At 69.4% G+C, this 22,739-nt stretch carries 17 protein-coding genes; 5 read left to right on the top strand and 12 right to left on the bottom strand.

The genetic code is table 11. The features are described from left to right. Nucleotides 1–5: 5 nt before the first annotated feature. From AC0665_RS21765 to AC0665_RS21755, 3 genes are read right to left on the bottom strand one after another with little or no spacing between them, the layout of a single operon-like run. Nucleotides 6–836 carry a carbohydrate ABC transporter permease gene (locus tag AC0665_RS21765; RefSeq protein ID WP_468402922.1) on the bottom strand — a complete coding sequence of 277 codons (831 nt, stop codon included), beginning with the start codon at nucleotides 834–836 and terminating at the stop codon, nucleotides 6–8. Then, on the bottom strand, nucleotides 833–1,780 hold the full coding sequence (locus AC0665_RS21760; protein WP_478705609.1) for a carbohydrate ABC transporter permease: 948 nt from the start codon (nucleotides 1,778–1,780) through the stop codon (nucleotides 833–835). Before AC0665_RS21760 ends, AC0665_RS21765 begins: the two co-directional genes overlap by 4 nt. Beyond that, nucleotides 1,780–3,093, bottom strand: coding sequence for an ABC transporter substrate-binding protein (locus tag AC0665_RS21755; protein WP_478604086.1), 1,314 nt, complete (start codon nucleotides 3,091–3,093; stop codon nucleotides 1,780–1,782). Before AC0665_RS21755 ends, AC0665_RS21760 begins: the two co-directional genes overlap by 1 nt. A gap of 163 nt (nucleotides 3,094–3,256) precedes the next feature. Here AC0665_RS21755 and AC0665_RS21750 point away from each other — a divergent pair, with 163 nt between their 5' ends. From AC0665_RS21750 to AC0665_RS21735, 4 genes are all read left to right on the top strand, one after another. After that, on the top strand, nucleotides 3,257–5,626 hold the full coding sequence (locus tag AC0665_RS21750) for a glycoside hydrolase family 2 protein (protein WP_478705608.1): 2,370 nt from the start codon (nucleotides 3,257–3,259) through the stop codon (nucleotides 5,624–5,626). After that, a complete protein-coding gene (locus AC0665_RS21745; RefSeq protein WP_468402914.1) occupies nucleotides 5,623–6,666 on the top strand; it encodes a LacI family DNA-binding transcriptional regulator in 1,044 nt (347 codons plus the stop codon). Before AC0665_RS21750 ends, AC0665_RS21745 begins: the two co-directional genes overlap by 4 nt. Nucleotides 6,667–6,786: 120 nt before the next feature. Next, entirely contained in the window at nucleotides 6,787–8,004 is a 1,218-nt protein-coding gene (locus tag AC0665_RS21740; protein ID WP_478604093.1) for a thiolase family protein, read from the top strand. Continuing rightward, a complete protein-coding gene (locus tag AC0665_RS21735; RefSeq protein ID WP_468402910.1) occupies nucleotides 8,001–10,130 on the top strand; it encodes a 3-hydroxyacyl-CoA dehydrogenase NAD-binding domain-containing protein in 2,130 nt (709 codons plus the stop codon). The genes AC0665_RS21740 and AC0665_RS21735 overlap by 4 nt, the downstream gene beginning before the upstream one ends. 95 nt (nucleotides 10,131–10,225) lie before the next feature. On the opposite strand, the gene AC0665_RS21730 is transcribed toward AC0665_RS21735, so the two are convergent. Next, on the bottom strand, nucleotides 10,226–11,245 hold the full coding sequence (locus tag AC0665_RS21730) for a hypothetical protein (RefSeq protein WP_468631654.1): 1,020 nt from the start codon (nucleotides 11,243–11,245) through the stop codon (nucleotides 10,226–10,228). Between the two features lie 82 nt (nucleotides 11,246–11,327). On the opposite strand from AC0665_RS21730, the gene AC0665_RS21725 reads away from it, so the two are divergent. Then, entirely contained in the window at nucleotides 11,328–11,699 is a 372-nt protein-coding gene (locus AC0665_RS21725) for an NTP pyrophosphohydrolase (RefSeq protein WP_478604097.1), read from the top strand. A gap of 161 nt (nucleotides 11,700–11,860) precedes the next feature. On the opposite strand, the gene AC0665_RS21720 is transcribed toward AC0665_RS21725, so the two are convergent. The 8 genes from AC0665_RS21720 to AC0665_RS21685 form a co-directional block, all read right to left on the bottom strand. Next, nucleotides 11,861–13,378, bottom strand: coding sequence for an amino acid permease (locus AC0665_RS21720; RefSeq protein WP_366050480.1), 1,518 nt, complete (start codon nucleotides 13,376–13,378; stop codon nucleotides 11,861–11,863). 173 nt (nucleotides 13,379–13,551) lie between these two features. Further along, the gene (gene dxs / locus AC0665_RS21715; protein WP_478705607.1) at nucleotides 13,552–15,510 is read right to left on the bottom strand and encodes a 1-deoxy-D-xylulose-5-phosphate synthase; all 1,959 of its coding nucleotides are present in this window, start codon (nucleotides 15,508–15,510) and stop codon (nucleotides 13,552–13,554) included. Nucleotides 15,511–15,692: 182 nt separating this feature from the next. Next, nucleotides 15,693–16,985: a sugar ABC transporter permease gene (locus AC0665_RS21710; RefSeq protein WP_468402900.1), complete on the bottom strand. Its 1,293-nt coding sequence runs from the start codon at nucleotides 16,983–16,985 to the stop codon at nucleotides 15,693–15,695. Continuing rightward, nucleotides 16,982–17,773, bottom strand: coding sequence for an ATP-binding cassette domain-containing protein (locus tag AC0665_RS21705; RefSeq protein WP_363118951.1), 792 nt, complete (start codon nucleotides 17,771–17,773; stop codon nucleotides 16,982–16,984). The genes AC0665_RS21710 and AC0665_RS21705 overlap by 4 nt, the downstream gene beginning before the upstream one ends. A 188-nt stretch (nucleotides 17,774–17,961) precedes the next feature. After that, nucleotides 17,962–19,062, bottom strand: a complete 1,101-nt coding sequence (locus AC0665_RS21700; protein WP_468404777.1) for an ABC transporter substrate-binding protein — start codon at nucleotides 19,060–19,062, stop codon at nucleotides 17,962–17,964. Nucleotides 19,063–19,195: 133 nt separating this feature from the next. After that, complete coding sequence (locus AC0665_RS21695; protein ID WP_468402897.1) at nucleotides 19,196–20,407, bottom strand: ROK family transcriptional regulator; 1,212 nt, start codon at nucleotides 20,405–20,407, stop codon at nucleotides 19,196–19,198. Between the two features lie 444 nt (nucleotides 20,408–20,851). After that, entirely contained in the window at nucleotides 20,852–21,778 is a 927-nt protein-coding gene (locus AC0665_RS21690) for a carbohydrate ABC transporter permease (protein ID WP_478705606.1), read from the bottom strand. After that, nucleotides 21,778–22,704 (bottom strand): carbohydrate ABC transporter permease, encoded by a 927-nt coding sequence (locus AC0665_RS21685; RefSeq protein WP_468402894.1) that lies wholly within the window; start codon nucleotides 22,702–22,704, stop codon nucleotides 21,778–21,780. The genes AC0665_RS21690 and AC0665_RS21685 overlap by 1 nt, the downstream gene beginning before the upstream one ends. Between the last annotated feature and the right edge of the window lie 35 nt (nucleotides 22,705–22,739).

The raw sequence follows: 22,739 nt of genomic DNA, 5'->3' as shown, positions 1-22,739 counted from the left end.
GCCGGCTACTTCGTGGCCCCCCGGGTGAAACCGTTGTAGATGAACCGCTGGAGGAACAGGAAGACGACCAGGGTGGGGACGATCACCAGGATCGCTCCCGCCGAGATCGTCTCCCAGTGGGCGCCGAACGGGCCCTTGAAGCGGAACAGCGACGTCGAGATCACGCCAAGATCTTCGGAGGGCATGTAGAGGAAGGGGATGTAGAAGTCGTTGTAGACGTTGATCCCCTTCACGATCACGACCGTCGCGATCGCCGGTTTCAGCAGCGGAAAGATGATCTTCCGGTAGACCGTGAAGGCGTTGGCGCCGTCGATGCGGGCCGACTCGTCCAGGGAGACCGGGATGGACCGGATGAACTGCAGGAAGATGTAGATCGAGACGATGTCGGTGCCCATGTAGAGGGCGATCGGCGCCCACAGGCTGTCGAACATGCCGAAGCTGTTGACGATCTGGAAGGTGGCCACCTGGGTGGTCACACCGGGGACCAGGGCGGCGACCAGGAACAGCGCCAGCACCCACCTGCGGAAGCGGAACCGGAAGCGGTCGATGGCATAGGCCGTCATCGAGCCGATCAGGACGGTGCCCGCGATGGCGACGACCAGGATGATCGCGGTGTTGGCGAACGCCGAGAGCATGTGGCCGTCCCGGAACGCCGTCACGTAGTTGTGGAAGTTGAACGGGTCGTCGGGCAGGGCGAGCGCTCCGCTGCCGTCCGCCATCTCCCGCTCGGACTTGAGCGAGGTCAGGAAGACGGCGGCCAGCGGAAGGAGGACCACCGCGGTCGCGGCGATCAGCGACAGGTGGACCAGGACGCGGGTCACCGAGCGGCGTGTCATACGAGGTCCACCTTGTCGTCCGGGACGAGACGCCGCTGCACCCAGGTCACCGCCAGGACGATCAGCAGCAGCACGACGGCCGCCGCCGAGGCGAGGCCCGTCTTGTTGAACTGGAAGGCAAGCTTCACGGTCTGGATCACGAACGTCTCGGTACCGGTCGCGCCGCCGGTCATGATGTACGGGATCTCGAAGACCGCCAGGGAGCCCGAGATCGACAGGATCACGGTCAGGGACAGCACCGGCTTGATGCCCGGCGCGATGATGTGGCGGAACTGCTGCCAGCGGTTCGCGCCGTCCAGCTCGGCCGCCTCGTACAGTTCCCCCGGGATCGACTGGATCGCGCCCAGGAACAGCACGAAGTTCAGGCCCAGGTAGCGCCAGACGGACACCGCCGCGAGGGAGGTGTTCGCCGAGGCCGGGGTGCCCAGCCAGGCCCGGTCCGTCTCCACCCCGAACAGGCCCAGCACCGAGTCGAGGGTGCCGCCGTCCTGGAAGAAGTACAGGAACACGAACCCGATCGCCACGCCGTTGATCAGGTACGGGAAGAACAGCACGCCCTTGAAGAAGTTCCGGAAGCGCACGTTGAAGCTGAGGATCGTGGCGAAGTAGAGCGCGGCCACGATCTGGATCACGGAGGCGGCCAGGTAGTAGCCGCTGACCCAGAAGACCTCGAACAGCTCGGAGCGGGTGAAGAGTTCGGTGTAGTTCTCGGCGCCCGTGTAGTGCAGCTCGGGGCTCACCCCGTCCCAGTCGGTGAAGCTGTACGCGACCATGTTGGCGATCGGCGCGTAGGTGAAGACGATCAGCAGGGTGAGCGGGGCGAGCAGGAAGAGCCAGGGGGTGGCCCCGCGCCACAGGCGTGCCGGGCGCGGGGCGGGGGCCGGTCGGGGGGCGGCCGCTCCCGCGGCGGCTTTGACGGCCGCCGTCTCGGTCGTGCCCGTCATCAGTACCCCAGCGACTTCTGGGTCTCGGTCCACTTCTCACCGAGGCCGTCCAGGTAGTCGTCCGGGTCGCCCTTCCTCGCGCCGCGGGCCATGTCGACGAGTTCCTTGCGGTAGTCGGGCTTGTTGATGCCCACCTCGGACTGGTTCTCGAGGGTCTTCAGCTCGGCGCCCTTGCTGTCGTCGAGGTCGAGGAGTTTGACGCCCGCCTCCTGGTACGGCTTCAGGACGTCGGGCAGCGGGGCGTCCTTGAGCGGGGACAGCGCCAGGTTGTCCTCGGCGTAGCCGGACTTGTCGGTGAACCAGTCGATCCAGGCGCGGGCGGCTTGCTTGTGGTCGGAGTGGACGTTGACGGCCTGGTTGTAGTCGGGCGAGGTCACCGCGCAGAACGTGCCGTCCTTCTGGGCGGGGAAGGGCATGAAGCCGATGTCGTCCGGGTCGGCGCCGGCCTGCTTCGCCGCGCCCTGCATCTGGATGACCGCCCAGGAGCCGAGCCACATGGTGGCGATCTCGCCCTTGGCCAGCTTGGGCTTGGACGCCTCCCAGTTGGTGGTCGTCGGGTCCTTCTCGGTCAGCCCCTCGTGCACGATGTCGTACAACAGCGTGTCCGCCACCCGCAGTTCGCCGCCCTCGGCCCAGGGGTTGCCCTCGGCCCATCGGGTGGTGGCCTGCTCGTCGCAGCTCACCGAGCCCCTGACGCCCGTCCACTGGCTCAGCGGCCACCCGTCCTTGAAGTTGGTGTAGTAGGGGACCGCGTCGGTCTTCGACTTGATCGCCTTGAGGCCGGCGAGGAACTCGGCCGGTGTCGTGGGCCAGTCGGTGATCCCGGCCTCGCTCCACACCTTCTTGTTGTAGATGAACCCCGGCAGCGCGCCGAGCGGGCTCTGGCCGTAGACCTTGCCGCCCACGGCCGTGTAGCCGGTGAAGCGGTACTTCTTGCTCCGCTCCTCCTGAGTGCCCAGCGAGGCGAAGAACTTCGGGTAGTCCTTCTTCTCGATCACCGCGGGGATCATGAGGACGTCCCCGTAGTTCTCCGTGTTCATACGGATCTTGACTTCGCCCTCGTAGTCGGTGATCCCGTCGAACTCGACCTTCACCTTCGGGTACGTCTTGTTGAACTCGGCGGCGTACTTCTTCAACGTCCCGTCCTGCACGAGGTCGGTCCGGTGGGTGAGGACGGTGATGGTCCCGTCGACCTTGGAGGCGTCGTCGGGCGCCTCGGCGTCGGCGCCCTTCGAGGAGCCCCCCGTGCCGGTGCAGGCCGACGCGAGCAGGGCGGCGCCCACGGAGAGGGCGAGGAGGGTACGGCGGTTCATGTGCATCAACTCCGTTCGCTGAGGGGAACTCGGGACGGACGAGCACGTGCGGTATGGCTGGTTCGGAACTCTGACAGCGTGCACTCAACCGGTAAAGTCCCAATCCCGCCAACGATGCGAAGACGACACTCGACTCTTCACTGAACCGGTTAAGGGAGTGCGCATGCTGGAGGCCACACCGCTCGGCGAGGGATGGATCCTGCGGCACGGCTCGGAGGCGCTGCCGGCCACCGTGCCGGGCTGCGTGCACACCGACCTGATGGCGGCCGGGGTGATCCCCGACCCGTTCCTCGGCCTGGGCGAGACCGAGGTGGCGTGGGTGGGGCGCCGGGAGTGGACGTACGAGCGCGAGATCGGCGGCCCGTGGGGACAGGAGCAGACCGACCTGGTCTTCGACGGGCTCGACACCGTCGCCGAGATCTCCCTGGACGGGCGGCTGCTGGGCGAGGTACGCAACATGCACCGCTCGTACCGGTTCGACGTGACGGGCCTGTCCGGGCGGCTGTCCGTGCGGTTCGTCTCCGCCTACGCCGAGGCCGAGGCCGTGCGGGGCCGGGTGGGCGAGCGGCCCGCCGCCTACGCCGAGCCCTACCAGTACCTGCGCAAGATGGCCTGCTCCTTCGGCTGGGACTGGGGGCCGACCCTGGTCACGGCCGGGATCTGGCGGCCGGTGCGCCTGGAGCACTGGTCGACCGCCCGGCTCGCCCGGGTGCGTCCGCTGGTCACCGTCGAGGAGGGCACGGGCGTCGTCGAACTGGCCGTGGACATCGAGCGGACCCGGGTCGAGGCACCGCTCGCCGTGGAGGCGACCATCGCCGGGGTGCGGGCCCGGGCGGAGATCGAGGGAGCCGGCGGGACCGTACGGCTGCGGGTGCCGGACCCGGAGCTCTGGTGGCCCCGCGGTTACGGCGAACAGCCCCTCTACAACGTCGAGTTGAAGCTGCTGCACGGCGACGACACCCTGGATGTGTGGCGGCGGCGGGTCGGCTTCCGGACGGTGGTGCTGGACCGGCGGGCGGATGCGCACGGCACCGGCTTCACCCTGGTCGTCAACGGCGAGCGGCTCTTCGCGCGGGGCGTCAACTGGATCCCCGACGACGTCTTCCCGTCCCGGATCACCCGCGCGCGCTACCGGGAGCGGCTGGAGCAGGCGGCCGGTGCGGGCGTGGACCTCGTACGGGTCTGGGGCGGCGGCATCTACGAGAGCGAGGACTTCTACGACGCCTGCGACGAACTGGGACTGCTGGTCTGGCAGGACTTCCCGTTCGCGTGCGCGGCCTACCCGGAGGAGCAGCCGCTGCGCGGCGAGGTGGAGGCCGAGGCGCGGGAGAACGTCGTACGGCTGATGCCGCACCCCTCGCTCGTGCTGTGGAACGGCAACAACGAGAACCTGTGGGGCTTTCGGGACTGGGAGTGGGAGCCGCGGCTGGCCGGGGACTCCTGGGGCGAGGGCTACTACCTGGGCGTCCTGCCTCGCGTGGTGGCCGAGTTGGACCCGACCCGGCCGTACGCGGCGGGCAGCCCCTGGTCCGGGTCCTGGCGGCACCACCCGAACGACCCGGCGCACGGCACCCACCACTCCTGGGAGGTGTGGAACCGGGAGGACTACGCGGACTACCGGCTGAGCGTGCCCCGGTTCGTCGCCGAGTTCGGCTGGCAGGCACCGCCCGCGTACGCCACGCTGCGCCGGGCCCTGCCCGGGGAGGAACTCGCGCCGGACTCCCCCGGGATGCTGCACCACCAGAAGGCGGACGACGGCAACGGCAAGCTGGAGCGGGGGCTGGAGCGGCACTTCGCCGTGCCGGACGGGGACTTCGACCGGTGGCACTACCTGACGCAGCTGAACCAGGCCCGGGCGGTCGCGGCCGGGATCGAGCACTGGCGCTCCCACTGGCCGGTGTGCGCGGGCACGATCGTCTGGCAGCTCAACGACTGCTGGCCGGTGACCTCGTGGGCGGCGATCGACGGGGACGGCCGGGAGAAACCGCTGTACTACGAGCTGAGGCGCCTGTACGCGGACCGGTTGCTGACGCTCGCGGAACAGGACGGCGGGCTGGTGCTGGCCGCCGTGAACCAGGGGGCGACGGAGTGGAGGGGGACGCTGTCCCTGCGGCGGATGACCGTCGAGGGCGAGGTGCTGGGGCACGCGAAGGTGGAACTGGCCGCCGGGGCGCGTGCCGTGGCCCGGCGGGACGTGCCGCGTGCGCTGACACCCGTCGGGCCGAAGGAGTTCCTGGTCGCCGACGCCGACGGCTTGCGGGCGGTGCACTTCCCGGTGCCCGACCGTGACGTCCCCTACCCCACCCCGCGGTTCGAGGTGGCGCTCGCCCCGGGTGGCATCACCGTGACCGCCCGCACCCTGGTCCGGGACCTGCTGCTCCAGGCCGACCGGCTGGAGCCGGGGGCGCGGGCCGACCGGGGGCTGGTGACACTGCTGCCCGGTGAAGAGGTGACGATCGGGGTGCGCGGCTGGAAGACTCCGGACGCGGAGACCGCCCGCTCGGCCCTGTACTGCGTGGAGAGCGCCCGATGACGGCAACGCCGACCCCCCGCGTCACCATCAAGGACGTCGCCGCGCGCGCCGGTGTGTCCAAGGGTGCCGTGTCCCTCGCGTTCAACCACAAGCCCGGGCTGTCGGAGGCCACCAGGGACCGGATCTTCCGGGCGGCGCGCGAGCTGGGCTGGGAACCGAGCCTCACCGCCCGGACGCTGGCCGGCTCGAGGGTGGACGTGGTCGGTCTGGCCGTGTGCCGGCCGGCGCGGGTGCTGGGGCTGGAGCCCTGGTACATGGAGTTCGTCTCCGGTGTGGAGAGCGTGCTGGCGGAGCACTCCAGTTCGCTGCTGCTGCGGCTCGTGCGGAACATGGACGAGGAGGTGGGCGTCCAGGAGGCGTGGTGGCGGGGGCGGCAGGTCGGCGGGTCCATCCTGGTCGACTTCCGCGCGGAGGATCCCCGGGCGGCCCTCGCCGAGAGACTCGGCATGCCGGTGGTCGCCGTCGGGCATCCCTCGCTGACCGGGGGGCTGACCTCGGTGTGGACGGACGACGCCACGGCGGTGACGGAGGCGGTGCGCTATCTGGCCGCGCTCGGGCACCGGCGGATCGCCCGGGTGGGCGGGGCGGCGGAGCTCGGGCACACGGCGATCCGGACGGCCGCGTTCGACGAGGCGGCGGGGACGCTGGCCCTGGCCGGGGCGTGGCAGGTGGCAACGGACTTCTCGGGGGACGCGGGAGCGCGGGCGACACGGTCGCTGCTGACCTCGTCCGCGGCCGACCGGCCTACGGCGATCGTGTACGACAACGACATCATGGCGGTGGCCGGGCTGTCGGTGGCGGCGGAGATGGGGCTGCGGGTACCGGAGGACGTGTCGCTGCTGGCCTGGGACGACTCGCAGCTGTGCCGGCTGACCCATCCGACCCTCTCGGCGATGAGCCATGACGTGCACGGGTTCGGGGCGGAGGTGACCCGCACGTTGTTCTCCTTGATCACCGGGGGTGAGGAGGCGGCGGGGTCGCACCCCGTGCCCACGCCCGTGCTGACTCCGAGAGGCTCCACGGCACCCCCGAAGGTGTGACCTTCACCGCTCCGCCTGTCAGGACTGTGCAGCTACGTTACTCATAAGTAGCATGGTGACTGAGCGCGCGCTCAGCGCATCGCAGCAGCAATGCAGTCCTGACCCTGGAGGAGAGCCATCGTGCCTCGTACCGTCAGGGACGTCGTCTTCGTCGACGGCGTCCGCACCCCGTTCGGCAAGGCGGGCCCGAAGGGCATCTACCACGAGACCCGTGCCGACGACCTCGTCGTGAAGGCGATCCGGGAGCTGCTGCGCCGCAACCCCGGACTGGACCCCAAGAAGATCGACGAGGTCGCCATCGCCGCGACCACGCAGATCGGTGACCAGGGCCTGACCATCGGGCGCACCGCGGGCATCCTCGCCGGTCTGCCGCAGTCCGTCCCGGGCTACTCCATCGACCGCATGTGCGCAGGCGCCCTGACCGCCGTCACCGCGGTCGCCGGTTCCGTCGCCTTCGGCGCCTACGACATCGCCATCGCGGGCGGTGTCGAGCACATGGGCCGCCACCCCATGGGCGAGGGCGTCGACCCGAACCCGCGGTTCGTCTCCGAGAAGCTGGTCGACGAGTCGGCCCTGTTCATGGGCATGACCGCGGAGAACCTGCACGACCGTTACCCGCAGATCACCAAGCTGCGCGCCGACGAGTACGCCGTGCGCTCCCAGGAGAAGGCCGCCAAGGCGTACGCCAACGGCAAGATCCAGGCCGACCTGGTGCCGATCTCGGTCCGCCGCACCTCGCCGGAGGCCGGTGAGACGGGCTGGGGCCTGGTCACCGCCGACGAGCCGATGCGCCCGGGCACGACCCTGGAGAACCTCCAGGGCCTGAAGACCCCCTTCCGCGTCCACGGCCGGGTCACCGCGGGCAACGCGGCCGGTCTGAACGACGGCGCCACCGCCTCCCTCATCGCCTCCGAGGACTTCGCGCGCGAGCACGACCTCCCGGTGAAGATGCGTCTGGTCTCCTACTCCTTCGCGGGCGTGGAGCCGGAGGTCATGGGCTACGGCCCGATCCCGGCCACGGAGAAGGCGCTGGCCCAGGCCGGTCTGTCGATCTCCGACATCGGCCTGTTCGAGATCAACGAGGCCTTCGCCGTCCAGGTGCTGGCCTTCCTGGACCACTACGGCATCGCCGACGACGACGAGCGCGTCAACCAGTACGGCGGCGCCATCGCGTTCGGCCACCCGCTGGCCTCCTCCGGCGTCCGTCTGATGACGCAGCTGGCCCGCCAGTTCGAGGAGCAGCCGCACGTCCGCTACGGCCTGACCACCATGTGTGTCGGCTTCGGCATGGGCGCGACGGTCATCTGGGAGAACCCGCACTTCGAGGGGGACAAGTGAGCACCACCGCCGAGCTGTTGAAGCAGGCTTCCGAACTGTTCCCGGACGAGGTCGTCACGAGTGCGCACGTACGCCACTTCGACCTCCCCCTGGGTGCCGGGCGCTTCGCCCTGATCACCCTGGACAACGGCCACGACCACACCAAGCCGACCACCTTCGGCCCGGCCTCGCTGGCGAACCTCAACGCCGCGATCGACCAGGTCGAGAAGGAGGCGGCGGACGGCGAGATCGTCGGCGCCGGCATCACCGGCAAGCCGTTCATCTTCGCGGTCGGCGCCGACCTCAAGGGCGTGGAGATCCTCAAGGAGCACGAGCACGCGCTCGCCATCGGCAAGGGCGGCCACGAGGTCTTCAAGCGGCTCTCCACGCTGGCCGTGCCGACCTTCGCGTACTACAACGGCGCCGCGATGGGCGGCGGTGTCGAGGTCGGTCTGCACTGCACCTACCGCACCGTCTCCGCGGCCGTGCCGGCGTTCTCGCTGCCCGAGGTCTTCCTCGGCCTGGTGCCCGGCTGGGGCGGCTGCACGCTGCTGCCGAACCTGATCGGCCCGGAGAAGGCCGTCTCGGTGATCATCGAGAACAGCCTCAACCAGAACAAGCAGCTCAAGGGCAAGCAGGTCTACGAGCTCGGGATCGCCGACGCGATCTTCGAGGGCGCGGACTTCCTGGAGCAGTCGCTGATCTGGACCGCGACCGTCCTCAAGGGCGAGCTGAAGATCGAGCGCCCGGTGATCGACCGCGGCGAGGCCTGGGACCAGGCCGTCGCCAAGGGCCGCTTCATCGCCGACTCCAAGGTGCACGGCGCCGCCCCGGCCGCCTACCGCGCGCTGGACATCATCGCCGCCGCCAAGAACGGCGACCTCCAGCAGGGCTACGACGCCGAGGACCAGGCTCTGGCCGACCTCATCATGGGCGGCGAACTGCGCGCCGGCATCTACGCCTTCAACCTGGTGCAGAAGCGCGGCAAGCGCCCCGCCGGCGCCCCGGACAAGTCGCTGGCCCGCCCGGTCACCAAGGTCGGTGTCGTCGGCGCCGGTCTGATGGCCAGCCAGCTCGCGCTGCTGTTCCTGCGCCGCCTGGAGGTGCCGGTCGTGCTGACCGACATCGACCAGGAGCGCGTCGACAAGGGTGTGGGCTACGTCCACGCCGAGATCGACAAGCTGCTCGGCAAGGGCCGGATCAACCAGGACAAGGCCAACCGCCTCAAGGCGCTGGTCACCGGTGTCCTGGACAAGGCCGAGGGCTTCGCGGACGCGGACTTCATCATCGAGGCCGTGTTCGAGGAGATGGGCGTCAAGCAGCAGGTGTTCGCGGAGGTCGAGGCGGTCGCCCCGGCGCACGCGATCCTCGCCACCAACACCTCCTCGCTGTCGGTGTCGGAGATGGCCTCGAAGCTCCAGCACCCCGAGCGGGTCGTGGGCTTCCACTTCTTCAACCCGGTCGCCGTCCTGCCGCTGCTGGAGATCGTCCGCGGTGAGAAGACCGACGACGCCTCCCTGGCCACGGCGTTCGGTGTCGCCAAGAAGCTGAAGAAGACCGCGGTCCTCACCAAGGACGCCCCGGCGTTCGTCGTGAACCGCATCCTGACCCGCTTCATGGGCGAGATCCAGAACATCATCGACGAGGGCACCCCCGTCGAGGTCGCCGAGAAGGGCGTCGAGCCGCTCGGTCTGCCGATGTCGCCGCTGGTCCTGCTGGAGCTGGTCGGCCCGGCGATCGGCCTGCACGTCTCGGAAACCCTCAACAGGGCGTTCCCGGACCGCTTCACGGTCTCCCCGAACCTCAAGGCGGTCGTCGAGGCGGGCAAGCGCGGCTTCTACGTCTACGACAGCGGCAAGCCCGAGCTCGACCCCGAGGTCGCCGCGCTGCTGAAGCAGGGCGACACCGTCCTGACGGAGGAGCAGGTCCGTGACCGCGTGCTCGACGCGGTGGCACAGGAGATCGGCATCATGCTCGACGAGGGCGTCGTCGCCGAGGCCCAGGACATCGACCTCTGCCTCATCACGGGCGCCGGCTGGCCCTTCCACCTGGGCGGCATCACGCCGTACCTGGACCGCGAGGGTGTCTCCGAGCGCGTGAACGGCAAGAGGTTCCTGGCGCAGGGCGTCGCGAGCGTCCCCGCGTAACGCGTTACCCCTGAGGGGGGTGGGCGTACGGTAACAATCCGTGCACCCGCCCCCCTTTCCGCATGTTCGAAGGAGTCTTCCGCCTCGCGGAGGGGTCAGATCTCCCTCCAGGCCTCCAGCGCGAGCCCCGGCTCGTCCTTGCGGCGGGTGAGCAGCACCCGCCCGGTCGAGGGCGATTGGGAGGCGGCGACGACCTCGTCGTGCTCGTCGAGCGCCACCGACACCAGGGCGTCGTCGGGCAGCGTGGGACCGGACTCGGTCCACCAGGCACCCGCCGGCTCCTGCTCGGTGGGATACGCGGCGAAGGCGACCCGGCCGCTCGCCGACCGCTGCGCGAGCACGGTGCAGTCGTGCCCCTCGATCTCGCACCGCACGGCGGAGACCGGGCCGGGGCCGGCGGACGCGAGGAGGGTGACCGGCTTCTCACCGGGACGCCAGGCGCACACGTCCCCCGAGGTGTCGGTGAAGAAGAGGGTGGTGTGCTCGGCGGAGGTCGCGAGCGCGCGCAAGGTCCCCGGACGGACGGGGGCGTCCACGCCCTCGGTCAGCACCGGCTTCTTCCCGTCCGCCTCCTGACGCCAGTGCAGGAGGGCGCCCGGCGCGCAGGCGTACAGCTCCACGAACCCCGACTCCCCCGTCACGGCGGCCAACTCCCCGTCGACGTCCTGCCCTTCGAGGTTCAGCCAGCCTCCCCAGCCGCCCTTGACCTTCTGGTTGCGCAGGCTCACCCCGCCGCTGTTGTTGCGCACGAAGACGTAGCCGCGCCCCGCGCCGTCGACGGCGACGGCCGGCGGGCCCGTCCGGTCGCCCTTCTGGTCCGGGTGCCCGATCGGGACCCAGTCCAGGGCCGCGAGTCCGGGCCGGAAGTGCGTGGAGTGCACGAGTCCCGACTCCCCCGGCACGGTGGGCCGCCAGGCGGCCAGGTGCGCGTACCCGTCGGTGCCCTGGCCGACCGCCGCGCCGGGGTGCAGCTTCTGGCTGCCGCCGACGGTGCGTGGCGCGTGCTCCCAGGGGCCGGCGGGGCCGCGTTCGGCACGGCACAGGACGGCGTCGCCGGAGGGCAGATAGACGGTGAGGCGGCCGTCGCGGCCGCGGATGAGCCAGTCGCCGTTCACGTGTTCACTTTATGCGGCCGACGGCGCCCGGTGCGCCCGCCCACCCGTGCCTCCCGCCTTTCCCCCGTGCGACGCTGGCCACATGAACTCCCCTGAGCCTGTCCTCGTCGTCGTCGACGCCGCGAATGTCGTCGGGTCGGTGCCGGACGGGTGGTGGCGGGACCGCAGAGGGGCGGCGGAACGGCTGCGGGACCGGCTGGCGTCGGAGGGGGTCCCCGCGGTGCCCGGCCCGGTGGAGATCGTCCTGGTGGTCGAGGGGGCGGCTCGGGGGGTGGAGTCCGTGCCCGGCGTACGGGTGTCGTCCGCCCCGGGCAGCGGGGACGACCACATCGTCGAAGTCGTGGCCTCGGCCGGTGAGCGTCCCGTCCTGGTGATCACGGCGGACCGGGAGCTGCGGGGGCGGGTCGGGGAGCTGGGGGCGGAGGTGGCGGGACCGCGGTCCGTCCGTCCGTAGGCACGGTGCGCCGGTGCCGGGGCGGGGTCGTCCGCAGCCCGGCGGAACGGGGTGCTCCGCGGCTGGTCCGCGGCCCTGGCCCACCACCCGGCGATTGGCGAAGTCCCGCACACCCACCGCGCGGCCGGGGCCGCCGCAACGGCGCGGCGACCCGGCGGAGCCTACGGCGTGCCGCCGCCGCCCACGCTCGGCTCCTCCAGCCCCGCATCGCGGCGGGCGAGGCGGCTGTGGCTGCGGCCGTACAGGAAGTAGACGAGGAAGCCGGCGGCCATCCAGATGGCGAAGCGGACCCACGTCTCGGCGGGCAGGTTGATCATCAGCCACAGCGAGGCGCACACCGACAGGATCGGGATGACCGGCACCCACGGTGTACGGAAGGACCGGGGCAGGTCAGGACGGGTCCGGCGCAGGATGATCACGCCGATCGCGACGACCACGAAGGCGAACAGCGTGCCGATGTTCACCAGCGCGGCGAGCTCGGTCAACGGCGTGAACCCGGCGAGGATCGCGATGATCACGCCGAGCAGGATCGTCGGCCGGTGCGGCGTCTTGAACCGCGGGTGGACGTGCGAGAAGAACCGCGGCAGCAGGCCGTCACGGCTCATCGCGAAGAACACACGCGTCTGTCCCAGCAGCAGGATCATGCACACCGTCGTCAGGCCGACCGCGGCGCCGAAGCTGATGAAGCCCGCGTACCACGGGTGCCCGGTGGCCTTGAAGGCATCGGCGAGCGGGGCGTCGACGGACAGCTTCGTGTAGTGCTGCATGCCGGTGACGACGATCGACACGAGCACGTACAGCGTGGTGCAGATGATGAGGGAGCCGATGATGCCGCGCGGCATGTCCCGCTGCGGGTTCTTCGTCTCCTCCGCGGCCGTGGCGACGACGTCGAATCCGATGAAGGCGAAGAACACGACCGAGGCCGCGGTGAAGATGCCCATCACGCCGAAGTTGGAGGGCGCCCAGCCGAACATCAACTGGATCAGCGGGGAGTCGAGACTGGATCCGGCCTCCACCGCCTTCTCCTTGGGGATGAACGGGTCGTAGTTCTCGCCCTTGATGAGGAAGGCACCGGCGATGATCACGACGAGGACGACCGTCACCTTGATGGCGACGACGAGCGAGGTGATTCGCGCCGACAGCTTCATGCCGACCACGAGGATGGCCGTGAGGACGAGCACCAGCGCGGCGGCGAGGATGTCGAAGCCGAAGGTGTCGGCACCTTCCCGGCTGCCCAGCCCCGCGGGCATCGTCCAGCCCGCGTTGTCCATGAGCGACTGGATGTAGCCGGACCAGCCGACGGCCACCACCGCCGTCCCCAGCGCGAACTCGAGGACCAGGTCCCAGCCGATGATCCAGGCGGGGAACTCCCCGAGCGAGGCGTACGAGAACGTGTAGGCGGACCCGGCGACCGGAACCGTCGAGGCGAACTCGGCGTAACAGAGCGCGGCCAGCGCACAGGCGACGCCGGCCGCCACGAACGCCAGGGCCACCGCGGGCCCCGCGTTGTTCTTGGCGACTGTGCCGGTGAGAACGAAGATGCCCGTACCGATGATCACACCGACGCCGAAAACGGTCAGATCAAGCGCGGACAAGGACTTCTTGAGCGCGTGCTCTGGCTCCTCGGTGTCGAGGATGGACTGCTCGACCTTCTTCGTCCGGAAGAGGGTACTTCTCACGGGGTACCTCCCACGCTTGTCGTCCTCGACATGATCGAGAGGTGGCACCATCCGTATGCCCCGGCACGGGCCAATTCACGCCAATGGGCCGATTCCACCACCCTCATGGTGGGGGAACCGGCCCATCTCGAACCCGTTCGGCCGTATCGGCCGTGTCGTCCGCGGCAGTCGCGTCAGTCGCGCGCGGCGTCCACGGCGTCCGCCGCACTGCGGTCGGTGGGGGTCCCCCCGCTCGAGCGCAGCCGAGAGTGGGGGAGGCCGTCCAGCTTGGCGACCAAGCCGGTCACCTGACGGGCGATGTCCGGCGCGGTGAGCCCGATCTCGGCGAGGACCTCGGCACGGGAGGCGTGGTCGAGGAAGCGCGGCGGGATGCCGAAGTCGCGCAACGGCACGTCGACGCCCGCGTCGCGCAGTGCCTGGGCGATCGCCGAGCCGACGCCGCCGACGCGGCTGTTGTCCTCGACGGTGACGACCACGCGATGCTGTTCGGCGAGCGGGGCCATGGTCTCGTCGACCGGCTTGACCCAGCGCGGGTCGACGACGGTCGTGGAGATGCCCTGCTTGTCGAGCAGACCGGCGATCTCCAGGCACATCGGTGCGAGGGCGCCCACGGACACCAGCAGGACGTCCGGCCGGTCGGTACCGGGTTCGCGCAGGACGTCCATGCCCCCGACGCGGCGCACGGCCGGTACGGCGGGGCCGACCGCGCCCTTGGAGAAGCGGACCACGGTCGGCGCGTCCTCCACGGCGACGGCCTCGCGCAGTTGGGCGCGCACCTGGTCGGCGTCGCGCGGCGCGGCCAGCCGCAGCCCCGGGACGACCTGGAGGATCGACATGTCCCACATGCCGTTGTGGGAGGCCCCGTCGGTGCCGGTGACGCCGGCCCGGTCCAGGACGAACGTGACACCGCACTTGTGCAGGGCCACGTCCATCAGCACCTGGTCGAAGGCGCGGTTGAGGAACGTGGCGTACACCGCGAACACCGGGTGGACGCCGCCCGTGGCCAGGCCGGCCGCGGAGACGGCGCCGTGCTGTTCGGCGATGCCGACGTCGTAGACGCGCTTGGGGAAGCGCTTGGCGAACTTGTCCAGGCCGACCGGCTGGAGCATGGCGGCCGTGATGGCGACGATGTCCTCGCGCTCCTCGCCGAGCTTGACCATCTCCTCGCCGAAGACGGACGTCCAGTCGGCGCCGGAGGTGGCGATCGGCAGGCCCGTGTCGGGGTGGATCTTGCCGACGGCGTGGAAGCGGTCCGCCTCGTCCTGGAGGGCGGGCTGGTAGCCGCGGCCCTTCTCGGTGAGGCAGTGCACGATGACCGGCCCGCCGAACCGCTTGGCCTTGGCGAGCGCCGACTCCAGGGCCTCCAGGTCGTGTCCGTCGATCGGCCCGACGTACTTCAGGCCGAGGTCCTCGAACATGCCCTGCGGGGCGATGAAGTCCTTCAGGCCCTTCTTCGCGCCGTGCAGCGTGTCGTAGAGCGCCTGCCCGACGACCGGGGTGCGCTCCAGGACCTCCTTGGTACGGGCGAGGAAGCGCTCGTAGCCGTCGGTGGTGCGCAGGGTCGCCAGGTGGTTGGCGAGGCCGCCGATGGTCGGCGCGTAGGAGCGCTCGTTGTCGTTGACGACGATGACGAGCGGGCGGTCCTTGGCGTCGGCGATGTTGTTCAGCGCCTCCCAGGCCATGCCTCCGGTCAGCGCGCCGTCACCGATCACGGCCACGACGTGGTCGTCGCGCTCCATGATCTGGTTGGCCTTGGCGAGGCCGTCGGCCCAGCCGAGGACCGTCGAGGCGTGCGAGTTCTCGATGACGTCGTGCTCGGACTCGGCCTGTGAGGGGTAGCCGGACAGGCCGCCCTTCATCTTCAGCTTCGAGAAGTCCTGACGGCCGGTGAGGAGCTTGTGGACGTAGGACTGGTGGCCGGTGTCCCAGAGCACCTTGTCCTTGGGCGAGTCGAAGACCCGGTGCAGGGCGATGGTGAGCTCCACCACGCCGAGGTTGGGGCCGAGGTGACCGCCGGTCTTGGAGACCGCTTCGACAAGGAAGCTCCGGATCTCCTCCGCCAGCTGGTTCAGCTCCTCCAGGTTGAGCCGGTCCAGATCGCGCGGTCCCCTGATACGGGTCAGCAGCGGCACCCGTGCCTCCTTGCAGTAGAGCTGTTGCCGGGCTTGTCGAGTCTAATGTTCCGCCTTCGCGGGCGGTGCCGTGGCTGTGCGTCGTACGTCACGCGTTCGGCTCTACCCATGGTGCGCCACGCCTACGACACACCTGTGCCCGGCACCTTCGAGGTGCCGGGCACAGGAAGGTTCCGCGGGTGCTACGCGCGCCCGGCGGTCTTCTGCGTCTTGCGCGTCACGGCGTCGATGACGACCGTGGCCAGAAGCACACCACCGGTGATCATGTACTGCACCGGGGAGGCGATGCCCTCCAGGGCGAGGCCGTACTGGATCGACACGATCACCAGGACACCGAGGAGCGCGTTCCAGGTGCGTCCGCGGCCGCCGAACAGCGACGTGCCGCCGATGACCGCCGCGGCGATCGCGTTCATCAGCAGGTCACCGCCACCGGCGCCCTGGTTGGCCGCCGCGATCTTGGAGGCGATGAACAGGCCGCCCACCGCGGCGAAGGTGCCGGAGATCGCGAACACCGAGATCCGGACCATCTCCACGTTGATACCGGCACGGCGGGACGCCTCGACGCTGCCGCCGAGCGCGAACACCTTCCGGCCGTACGCCGTGCGCCGCAGCACGAAGTCCGTGACCAGCAGCACCACGATGAAGATCACCACGGCCAGCGGCAGGCCCTTGTACTGGTTGAAGACGATCGCGACGGTGAAGGCGAGGACGGCCAGCAGCACGGTCCGCACGATCGTCTCGCTCAGCGGCCGCGACGGCACGCCCGCGGCCTCGCGGCGCCGGTTGCCGAGGAAGGAGCTGAGGAAGAACCCGGCGGTCACCACCGCGGCCAGCGCGTACGCGGCGGCCACATCGGAGAAGTAGTAGCTGGTCAGCTGGGCCACGACCCCGTCCGGGTCGAGGTTGATGGTGCCGTTGTCACCCAGGATCTGGAGCATGAGGCCGTTCCAGAACAGCAGACCGGCCAGGGTGACGGCGAACGCGGGGACGCCGATCTTGGCGAAGAAGAAGCCGTGCAGCACACCGGCGACCGTGCCGGTGAGGATGGCCAGCACGAAGGCGAGCCATTCGTTCATGCCGTTGGTGACGTTCAGCACCGCGAAGGACGCACCCGCCACACCGGAGACCGAGCCGACCGACAGGTCGATCTCGCCGAGCAGCAGCACGAACACGATGCCGACGGCGATCATGCCGGTGCCGACCATGGCGACGGACATGTCCGACAGGTTGCCGGCGGTGAGGAAGTTGGAGTTCAGGCTCGCGAAGATGATCCAGATGATGGCCAGGCCGATGACGACCGGGATGGACCCGAGGTCACCGGACTTCATCTTCCGCTTGAACTCGGTGACGTAGCCCTTGAGGCCCTGCTCGCGCACCAGCAGCCGGGGGTCGACCACCGTGACGGCGGCCTTGGCCGCCTCGGGGTTCTCCACGACGTGTTCTTCCGGAGCCGCGGAGGTCTTGTCGATGCTCACTTGGAAACCTCCCCGTTCGTGCGCGCCGCACGGCGGGTCACGGCGTTGTCGGTGGCGCCGGTGATGGCGGAGATGATCTCTTCCTGCGAGGTCGACTTGACCTCGAAGACGCCGTTGTTGCGCCCGAGGCGCAGAACGGCGACCTTGTCCGCGACGGCCTTCACATCGGCCATGTTGTGGCTGATGAGGATCACGGCGTGGCCGCGCTCGCGCAGCCGCTCGACCAGGTCGAGGACCTGGGCGGTCTGCTCGACGCCGAGGGCGGCGGTGGGCTCGTCGAGGATGACCAGCTTGGGCTCGCCGAGCATGGAGCGGGCGATGGCCACGGTCTGGCGCTGACCGCCGGAGAGCGAGGCGATCGGGATGCGCACGCTCGGGATGCGGATCGACAGCGTGTCGAGCAGTTCGCGGGAGCGGCGCTCCATCTCCACCTCGTCCAGGACGCCGCGCTTGCGGAGCTCCCGGCCCAGGTAGAGGTTGCCGACGACGTCGATGTTGTCGCAGAGCGCGAGGTCCTGGTAGACGGTCGCGATGCCCAGGTTCTGGGCGTCGTGCGGCTTGGTGATCTGGACGGACCTGCCGTCCCATTCGATGACGCCCTCATCGATGGGGTGCACGCCGGCGATCGTCTTGACCAGCGTGGACTTTCCGGCGCCGTTGTCGCCCACCAGGGCGACCACTTCACCGGCGTGGACCTCAAGCTCTACGTCGGTGAGCGCCTGAACGGCACCGAACCGCTTGGAGACCCCGCGCAACGCCAGCACGGGCGTAGCGGACACGTGAACCATCTCCTTCGCCGCCTGACCCGGCGGGAGGTTGTGCAGAAGTGTGGGAGGAGTGATCCGTCCGGCGCCCCGCGGAGCTTGCGGGGCTGATGTGGCGGAGCGCCGGAGGAACTCGGGGGCGCCTGTCCCCGCACGGGAGTCACGGGAGTCCGGTCCGGACTCCCGTGCCCCTCGGGGAACTCGGCGGCTGCTTACTTGAGGCCGATCTTGTCGCAGGCGGCCTTGTACTTGCCCGCGCAGATCTCGTTCACGGTGTAGATGCCGTCCTTGATGACGGTGTCGTTGATGTTGTCCTTCGTCAGCGAGACGACCGGGACGAGGACGGAGGGGACGGCCTTGGTGGTCGGGCTGTCGACCTTGTCCTTGGCGATCGAGTCGAGCGACTTGCCCTGGGCGAGGGCGACGGCCATCTCGGCGGCGACGTCCGCCTCCTGCGGGTAGGGCTTGTAGACGCTCATGTACTGCTCACCGGTGACGATGCGCTGCACACCCGCGAGCTCGGCGTCCTGGCCGGTGACCGGGATGTTGTCGATGCCGGCGGCCTTGAGGGCGGTGATGATGCCGCCCGCCATGCCGTCGTTGGCGGAGTAGACGCCGACGATCTTGTTCTTGCCGAGGGCGGAGATGGCGCCCTCCATGTTGGCGTTGGCGTTCTCCGGCTTCCACTCCTTGGTGTCGTACTCGCGGCCGATCTTGACCTTGCCGTCGAGCACGGAGTGCGCGCCCTTCTTGAACTGGGCGGCGTTCGGGTCGGTGGAGGACCCGTTCATCATGACGATCTGGCCGTCCTTGGCCTTGCCGCCGAGGGCCTTCAGCAGGGCCTCGCCCTGGGTCTTGCCGACGGTGACGTTGTCGAACGAGGTGTAGGCGTCGATCGGGCCCTCGGCCAGGCGGTCGTAGGCGACGACGGGGATGCCCGCGTCCTTGGCCTTCTTCACCGAGCCGGCGATCGCCTTGGAGTCCACCGCGTCCACGATCAGCACGTCGACCTTGTTGGTCACCATCGTGTCGACCTGCTGGTTCTGCGTGCTGGCGTCCTGCTTGGCGTTGGCGTAGACGACCTCGCCCTTGCCGTTGGTGAGCTCCTTGACCTTCTTGTCGATCAGCGGCCGGTCGAACTTCTCGTAACGGGCGGTCGCGTTCTCCGGAAGGAGCAGGCCGACCTTGATGTCGTCGCCCTTCTTGGCGGACCCGGTGGTGTCGGCCTTGTCGCCCGACTCCTTGGCGCTGCCACAGGCAGCAAGCGAAACGGCCATCGCACCGGCGGCAATAGCGACAGCGGCGCGACGCATACGCGTGTTCACTTCAGAAACCTCCCTGACGAGGCCGCGACATTGCGGCCGAGGTGGCTGGAAGTCAACTCGGCCACACGTGCGACGTCAAGAAGTAAATCCTTAACGAGATGGCAACGGTGCCATCCGTTCTCTAAGTGAAGGCAGGGGTGGCTGCCTGGAGCGCCCCGGGAGCAGTGCCGTCAAGAAGGGTCGAATCGCCCATCTCGCTCAGGGCGAGGGCGAGCGCTCCGAGCACCTCGGCACGGCCGCCGAGGGCGCCGGGGAGAACGGACAACTGGCGTGCCGCACTGGGGATCGCATAGCGGCCGACGGACTCCCGGATCGGCCCGAGCACCAGCTCACCGGCCTCGGCGAGATCACCGCCGAGGACCACACGGCTCGGGTTCAGCAGGTTGCAGAGATTGGCCACTCCACTGCCGATGTGGCGGCCGACGTCGGCGATCACCCGACGACAGCCCGGGTCTCCGTCCCGGGCGAGTCGCACAACGCCTTCCATGGTCAGATCGGTGCCGTGGCTGGACTGGAGGAGCGGGAGCACGTAGCGCGCGGCCGCGAAGGTCTCCAGGCAGCCGCGGTTGCCGCAACGGCACACCGGGCCGGATTCATCGAGTGTAATATGTCCGATTTCTCCTGCGGTGCCGCCAGGGCCGCGATAGATCTTGCCGTCGATCACCAGACCGGCTCCGACACCGCTCGCGACCTTGATGTATGCCAGGTCGCGGACCCCTCGGCCGCTGCCCCAGACCATTTCGCCGAGGGCGCCGAGGTTGGCGTCGTTGTCCACGTGCACGGGGACGCCGAGGCGGCCTCGGAGCTCCGCCGCCGGCTTGGTGCCGGTCCATCCGGGCAGGATGGCGGTCGAGCCCAGGGTGCCCGACTCGACGTCGATGGGGCCGGGGACGCCGAGGCCGACACCGGCGATCTTGGAGCGGTCGACGCCGGTGGCCTCGATCAGGCGGGTGACCAGCTGTTCCGCGCGGTCGAAGCCCTGGGTGGACGAGGCGTCCACGTCCAGCGGCTCGGATTCCTCGGCCAGGACCTGGTGGGCGAGGTTGCCGATGGCGACCCGGAGGTGGGTGTGACCGAAGTCGACGCCGATGACGATGCCGGCGTCGCCGCTCAGCGACACACTGCGGGCACGGCGGCCGCCGGCGGAGGTCGGAGTGACCTCCACGGTGCCGCCGTCCTTCAACTCCCGGACGATGTTGGAGACCGTCGCGGCGGACAGACCCGTCGTCCGGGCGATCTCGGCCTGGGTGAGGGAGCCCGCCAGGCGCACGGCTCGTACGACCCGCTCCAGGTTGGCTCGGTGCAGCGACGACTGCGACCCCGGAGTCTCCACGACGACCTCCTGCGCGCGGGGCCGCAGCGATGAGACCCCGTCTATGTCCAACTAGTGAACTCTAAGCTGAGCCGTTCGGGTTGCCTCCCGTCAAGAGGTTGAACTGATTCCGGGGTGTGTGCGGGTCGTCGCGGAGCGCTATGTGGGGGTACGCGCTTTCTGCCTGCGGCGGCCTGTGCGGCTGTTCGGGGGCGCGCGTCGCCTTCGCCGGGTGAGGGGGTCGGGGCCGCTCCGGGGAGTGTCCGTCCTCGGAACGGCGCGAGGGGGCCCTTCACCGGCCGACTGGGGTCGACGCGCCAACCGCTGCGGGCGGACACCCCCCGGCACGGCCCCTTCGCGCCGTACGCGGGTGCGTGGTGGCCGTCGCCCTTGATCGCGGCATTTCGGGCGCAGTGGCACCGCCACGCCGGGCTGTGGGCCCACCGGCCCCATGCCCGGTCCGTGCTACTTCAGCGCCCCCGCCGTCAGTCCCTGCACCACCTGCCGCTGGAAGATGATGTACGCCGCCAGGACCGGCAGCATCGCCATCACCAGGCCCGCGAACAGGCCCGACCAGTCGCCCTTGTAGCCCTGGCTGACCGCCAGTTGGACCAGGCCCTGGGTGAGGACCCGCTTGTCGGGGTCGGTGTTGAGGACCGTGGGGAGCATGTACTGGTTCCACTGGCCGAGGAAGTTGAAGATGCCCACGCTGATCAGGCCCGGCTTGGCCATGGGCAGCATGATCTGGAAGAACGTGCGGCTGTGGGACGCCCCGTCCACGAAGGCCGCCTCGGCGATCGAGGTGGGGAGCGTACGGAAGAACGCCGTGAGGAAGAACACCGTGAACGGCAGCGAGTAGGCGATGTAGACCAGGATCAGGCCGTGGATGGTGTTCAGCAGGCCCATGTTGTTCACGACGTAGAACAGCGGCACCAGGGCCAGCATGATCGGGAAGCTCATGCCGCCGATGAACAGGTAGTAGATGAACCGGTTGCCCGGGAAGTCGAAGCGGGCCAGGACGTAGGCCGCCATCGAGCCCAGGGCCAGCGTGCCGATGAGCGAACCGCCCACCACGAGGACCGTGTTGAGGAAGTAGTCGCTCATGTTCGCCTGGGTCCACGCCCTCGACCAGTTGTCGAAGTGCAGCGAGGCCGGGAGGGACCAGGGTGAGCTGAAGATGGAGCGGTCGTCCTTGAAGGACGTCATGACCGCCCAGAGCAGCGGCATGACCACCATGAACGCCCAGATGACCAGCACACCGTGGGAGAAGACGTTGAGGACCGTGCCCTCCTTCTTCCTCTCCTTGGGCGCTACGGCCGGCGGGAGGTCCTCCTTGGCCAGGGGCGCACCGGACTCGGCCGGGAGCGGAGCGGGGGTCTCGGTGGTCTTCATCAGTACTCCAGCCGCTCGCGACGGCCCAGCCGCATCACCACGGCGGCGAAGGCCAGCGTGACGACGAGCAGGGCGACACCGATGGTGGTGGCGTAGGCGGCCTGCCCGTCACGGAACGCCTTCTGGTACACGTACAGGACCATGACGGTGGTCGAGTAGTCGGGACCGCCCGGCCCGGTCGTCATGATCTGCACGACCGCGAACGACTCGGCGCCCAGGGCGAGGATGCCCATGTAGACCCAGCCGGACTGCACCGTGTCCCAGAGCAGGGGCAGGGTGATCCGGAAGAACGTGGTGAAGCGGTTCGCGCCGTCCAGCAGGGCCGCCTCGTACATGTCCGACGGGATGGAGGCCATGCCGGCGGAGAAGAGGACCACGAAGAAGCCGACCGTGGACCAGACGAGGACCGCCATCACGGCCCACAGGGCCAGGTCCGGGTCGCCCAGCCAGAGCGGCTGGAGGCTGTCGAGGCCGATCCCGCGCAGCAGCGAGTTGATCGCGCCGCTGTCCGGGTTGTATGCGAACGCGAACAGCAACGCGACGATGGCGATCGAGAGGACCTGCGGGAAGAAGTAGACGATCTTGTAGAACGAGGAGCCGCGGACACCGGTGACCACCGGCCCGTTCCTTCTCTTTCGGCCGCCGACATTGATCATGAAGGCGAAGAACAGTGCCAGTCCGATCGTCACCACCGGCAGCAGGAGGGCGAACAGCAGGCTGTGCTGCAACGACTTCCAGAAGATGTCGTCGTCGAGCATGCGGCTGTAGTTGTCGAAACCGACCATCTTGAATTCGGGGCTCAGGCCGGTCCAGTCCGTGAACGAGTAATAGATGGACTGGATGAACGGCCAGACCACGAAGAGCGCGTACAGTCCCAGGGGCAACGCGAGGAAGCCCACGATGAACCGGTACTTGCCGTGCTGCATCGCCACTCCGGTGCCGTTGCGGAAATCGATTTCGG

It is taken from the genome of Streptomyces sp. NPDC043685 (assembly GCF_056436585.1).
The sequence above is the reverse complement of the archived record's forward strand: the minus strand, read 5'-3'. Positions and strand labels throughout refer to the sequence as shown.

Excerpts from the sequence above, each read along its gene's own strand:
- AC0665_RS21685 (WP_468402894.1), bottom strand. The coding sequence starts at position 22,704 with ATGCAGCACGGCAAGTACCGGTTCATCGTGGGCTTCCTCGCGTTGCCC.
- AC0665_RS21690 (WP_478705606.1), bottom strand. The coding sequence starts at position 21,778 with ATGAAGACCACCGAGACCCCCGCTCCGCTCCCGGCCGAGTCCGGTGCG.
- AC0665_RS21725 (WP_478604097.1), top strand. The coding sequence starts at position 11,328 with ATGAACTCCCCTGAGCCTGTCCTCGTCGTCGTCGACGCCGCGAATGTC.
- AC0665_RS21705 (WP_363118951.1), bottom strand. The coding sequence starts at position 17,773 with ATGGTTCACGTGTCCGCTACGCCCGTGCTGGCGTTGCGCGGGGTCTCC.
- AC0665_RS21755 (WP_478604086.1), bottom strand. The coding sequence starts at position 3,093 with ATGAACCGCCGTACCCTCCTCGCCCTCTCCGTGGGCGCCGCCCTGCTC.
- AC0665_RS21700 (WP_468404777.1), bottom strand. The coding sequence starts at position 19,062 with ATGCGTCGCGCCGCTGTCGCTATTGCCGCCGGTGCGATGGCCGTTTCG.
- AC0665_RS21745 (WP_468402914.1), top strand. The coding sequence starts at position 5,623 with ATGACGGCAACGCCGACCCCCCGCGTCACCATCAAGGACGTCGCCGCG.
- AC0665_RS21765 (WP_468402922.1), bottom strand. The coding sequence starts at position 836 with ATGACACGCCGCTCGGTGACCCGCGTCCTGGTCCACCTGTCGCTGATC.
- AC0665_RS21760 (WP_478705609.1), bottom strand. The coding sequence starts at position 1,780 with ATGACGGGCACGACCGAGACGGCGGCCGTCAAAGCCGCCGCGGGAGCG.
- AC0665_RS21750 (WP_478705608.1), top strand. The coding sequence starts at position 3,257 with ATGCTGGAGGCCACACCGCTCGGCGAGGGATGGATCCTGCGGCACGGC.